Origin of the sequence: Levilactobacillus muriae (genome assembly GCF_045862015.1) — a bacterium.
GTDB classification, from domain to species: domain Bacteria; phylum Bacillota; class Bacilli; order Lactobacillales; family Lactobacillaceae; genus Levilactobacillus; species Levilactobacillus muriae.
In genome coordinates, this window is sequence record NZ_BAAFRU010000052.1 from 1 (window position 1) to 3056 (window position 3056).

Here is a 3056-nt window from a genome sequence, read left to right on the forward strand (position 1 = left end):
TCTTATAGTGTGGTGGCGATAGCCTAAAGGATACACCCGTTCCCATGCCGAACACGGAAGTTAAGCTTTAGCACGCCGATAGTAGTTGGGGGATCGCCCCCTGCGAGGATAGGACGTTGCCACGCGAAGGAAAGGACCCTGTGAGGGTCCTTTTTTTGTAGATTTTTTTAAAAAAGAGTGGTGCATGACCGGTAAGCTGGTGTGCCTGGCAACCGGGTGGCGTCAGAGAAAAAATGTGTCGTTAAAGGATTCAGATCACTGGTGGGTGGTTCGTCGATGTATTTTAACGTTGTTCGTCATCTGGCTGACAATGAAACGCTGAGTCAAAGATAGGTGCGCCTCACCACCTGAGTAAAATTAGATGAACAGTCAGCTAGAGGCTGAGAGTTCGCGTATAGACAGATCCCCTGACATGAAATGAACGGACAATTAAAAAGGTAACAGCTCTCCCACGCAGGAAAGTTGTTACCTTTTTGTGTGATCTGTCAGTTTGCTTCAGTCGTCAACGCCGGACACACTATGTTGGGATTAACGCGTTTTGGTCGACCGGTAGTGCCAGTATTTTCTAACCAGCACGATGACCACAACTAGGCCACCGAATTGGCAAGTCGTCATCAGACCGAAGCCCATGTTAAAGGCGTTTACACTGCCACTTATCAGACTTAGGATGGCAAAGATGGTCAGCCCCGTCCAATGCACGCGAATCGTCCAAACGTTCGGGTATCGGGGAGCGAGGCCGAGGTTAACCAAGAGGCCCATCAGTAAGAGAATAAGAAAGTCTATCCAGTAGAAGCCAGGAAAGGTAGAGAGTTGGGTGACGCGTTCCACCAGGAAGATGCCGAGTAAGACTAGTAATAAGCTGGTACTGTATCGATCAATTCGTTTTGTCGTGGCGGCCGTTCCCGCATCGGCACGCAACAGAGTGTCTACGGGGACCGCGTACAGGGCGGCTAATTGGGTGATGGTGCTAATATCAGGTTGATTCCGACCAGTTTCCCAACTGGAAATGGTCTGGCGTGAGACGTGTAGCTTGTCTGCCAGCGCCGTTTGAGTCAACTGCTGTTGCCGGAACTGTTTCAAACGTGCGCCTAGTTCTGTTGATGCCATGGGGGTACCTCGCCTTCTGGTTGTTCACTATTAACTCTAGTATAGAAAGCGTCGAAAAATAGCAAGCTATTATCGCTAGCATCCGTATCATTCCGCGCTTTGAACGGGTACGCTGAGAGAGAGTAGAGGAGACGATGTCCTATGCAACAAATACACGAGAAAATTGTTCAGGTAGCAGGGCTACGGAAAACGTTCGGTCACCGGATACTGGCAATGTTCGGATTTTAGTTCAGCCGGTTTCAGTTACCACCCATACAGTCGTGACCCAACAGGTTGGCGCCCTCATTGAACGACCAGCAATCTATCCATTTCTGAGTGGCTGGCAACATTTGCAATTGATGACAAATTCACCTACCCAAATGACCTGGGTGGTGGCGGCCCTCCAGATGGCTGACTATATCCACCAGCCGGCCAAACGGTATTCGCTGGGCATGAAACAAAAGCTGGGCATTGCCATGGCGCTGGTTGCGCATCCCCAGTTAGTCATTTTTGATGAGCCGATGAACGGATTAGATCCACAATCGGTTAAGCGACTACGTCAGTTGATTGTGCAATTGGCAGAGGCGGGAACCACCTTTTTAATCTCCAGTCACATTTTGAGTGAGTTGGCAAAGATTATTGACGCGGTGATCTTAATTGATTAAGGACGGGTGTTACTGCAACGGACGATGAGGCAACTCCAGGAGTCCGCACGCCAATCGTTGATCATCCGGACGGTGGATAATCCCCAGGCGTTGCAAGTCCTATTGTCCGCAGGTTATCCGGTGAAGCAACGGGGCAACGACCTAATTTTAACGGAAGCGGTGGCACTGACATCTGTGTTGCAAGCAATACTCGGGGCGCATATCCAGATTTTAAAGGTGAACCAGCACCAGGAAGATTTAGAGACAGTGTTACTACGTTTACTGGCAGAGAGGAAGGACTAGGCATGCGTAAGTTATTGCAACAAGAGATTTTTAAATTCAGACATCAGCGGTTGGCGTGGTTGGCGCCGGTTCTTCTAGTCCTTTTAATGGGTGGTCTGGCAATGACGGCCCGTGGCGCTGCGGAGAGTGACCGCAAATTTTATCTTGCCTCGGCGTATGGCGGGTTTCAGTGGCTGACGATTCTGATCATTGTAATTGGCGCTAGCTCTGTGACGATGGAGTTTGAGTACGGGACCATCAAGCAGTTAGCCACACAGGTGAATCACCGCTGGATGATCTTCGTGGGGAAGTGCGTGTTGGTTCTCGGCTACAGCATTGTCTTGCATGTGTTGGCGGTCCTGGTGACACTGGTACTCAACATCAGTAAGGGGCGGCTCCAGTGGCAGACAATTTATTTGTACCATCAAAGCCTCCTAGCCAACCTGCTGACCAATGCGGTACTGGACCTGTACGGTGGTGTGCTGATTGTCGGCTTGGTTTTCTTGCTAGCGAGCTGCAGCCACAATAGCGCGGCGGCCATTGCAATTGGTGTCGGTGCTTGCTTCATGGGGGAGGGGGTCTCCAGTTTGCTTTTGCAGTCGTTTAAGTCAGCCTTTCCACTAGTGAAGTGGAATCCGTTCAATATGTTTTTTCTACAACAGGAGTTTGGAATTTTTGTTGACAGTGAGATGATGCGCATGGTATATTATCTAAGTTGTCTTTTACGAAAGCCGCTCATTAATTAAAAAAGTTAAATTGCTTGTTGACAAGCATGATGACAAAATGGTATATTTATTGAGCTGCTTCATTGGAAGCAACGGATGACAAGAAATATTATTTAAAACTTCTTGTTGACATTCATATCCACTAAATGGTATGATAATTAAGTTGTCTGTGAGAGCAGATAACTGGTAGATCTTTGAAAACTGAACATTGTTTCGACAAACCAAATATGTGTAGGGCGGTTTGATACTTGGTATCAAACCCAAACAATATTTGCGAAGTCAATTCGCTTTTATAACAAAAAGTAACAACAATCGATGA

4 protein-coding genes and 1 rRNA gene are annotated in these 3056 nt (G+C 48.0%); 4 read left to right on the plus strand and 1 reads right to left on the minus strand.

Going from position 1 to position 3056, the window contains the following annotated elements:
- Positions 1-8 precede the first annotated feature (8 nt).
- Positions 9-125 (plus strand): 5S ribosomal RNA (gene rrf, locus ACKTSF_RS14310).
- Between the two features lie 403 nt (positions 126-528).
- Here rrf and ACKTSF_RS14315 read toward each other — a convergent pair.
- The gene (locus ACKTSF_RS14315; protein ID WP_407890253.1) at positions 529-1107 is read right to left on the minus strand and encodes a helix-turn-helix transcriptional regulator; all 579 of its coding nucleotides are present in this window, start codon (positions 1105-1107) and stop codon (positions 529-531) included.
- 134 nt (positions 1108-1241) lie between these two features.
- Here ACKTSF_RS14315 and ACKTSF_RS14320 point away from each other — a divergent pair, with 134 nt between their 5' ends.
- Genes ACKTSF_RS14320 through ACKTSF_RS14330 form a run of 3 tightly spaced genes read left to right on the plus strand, consistent with a single transcriptional unit; the run spans position 1242 to position 2758 of the window.
- Positions 1242-1751 carry an ATP-binding cassette domain-containing protein gene (locus tag ACKTSF_RS14320; protein ID WP_407890255.1) on the plus strand — a complete coding sequence of 170 codons (510 nt, stop codon included), beginning with the start codon at positions 1242-1244 and terminating at the stop codon, positions 1749-1751.
- Positions 1752-1775: 24 nt separating this feature from the next.
- Positions 1776-2033 carry a hypothetical protein gene (locus ACKTSF_RS14325; protein WP_407890256.1) on the plus strand — a complete coding sequence of 86 codons (258 nt, stop codon included), beginning with the start codon at positions 1776-1778 and terminating at the stop codon, positions 2031-2033.
- Between the two features lie 2 nt (positions 2034-2035).
- Positions 2036-2758, plus strand: coding sequence for an ABC transporter permease (locus ACKTSF_RS14330; RefSeq protein ID WP_407890258.1), 723 nt, complete (start codon positions 2036-2038; stop codon positions 2756-2758).
- Positions 2759-3056: the final 298 nt, after the last annotated feature.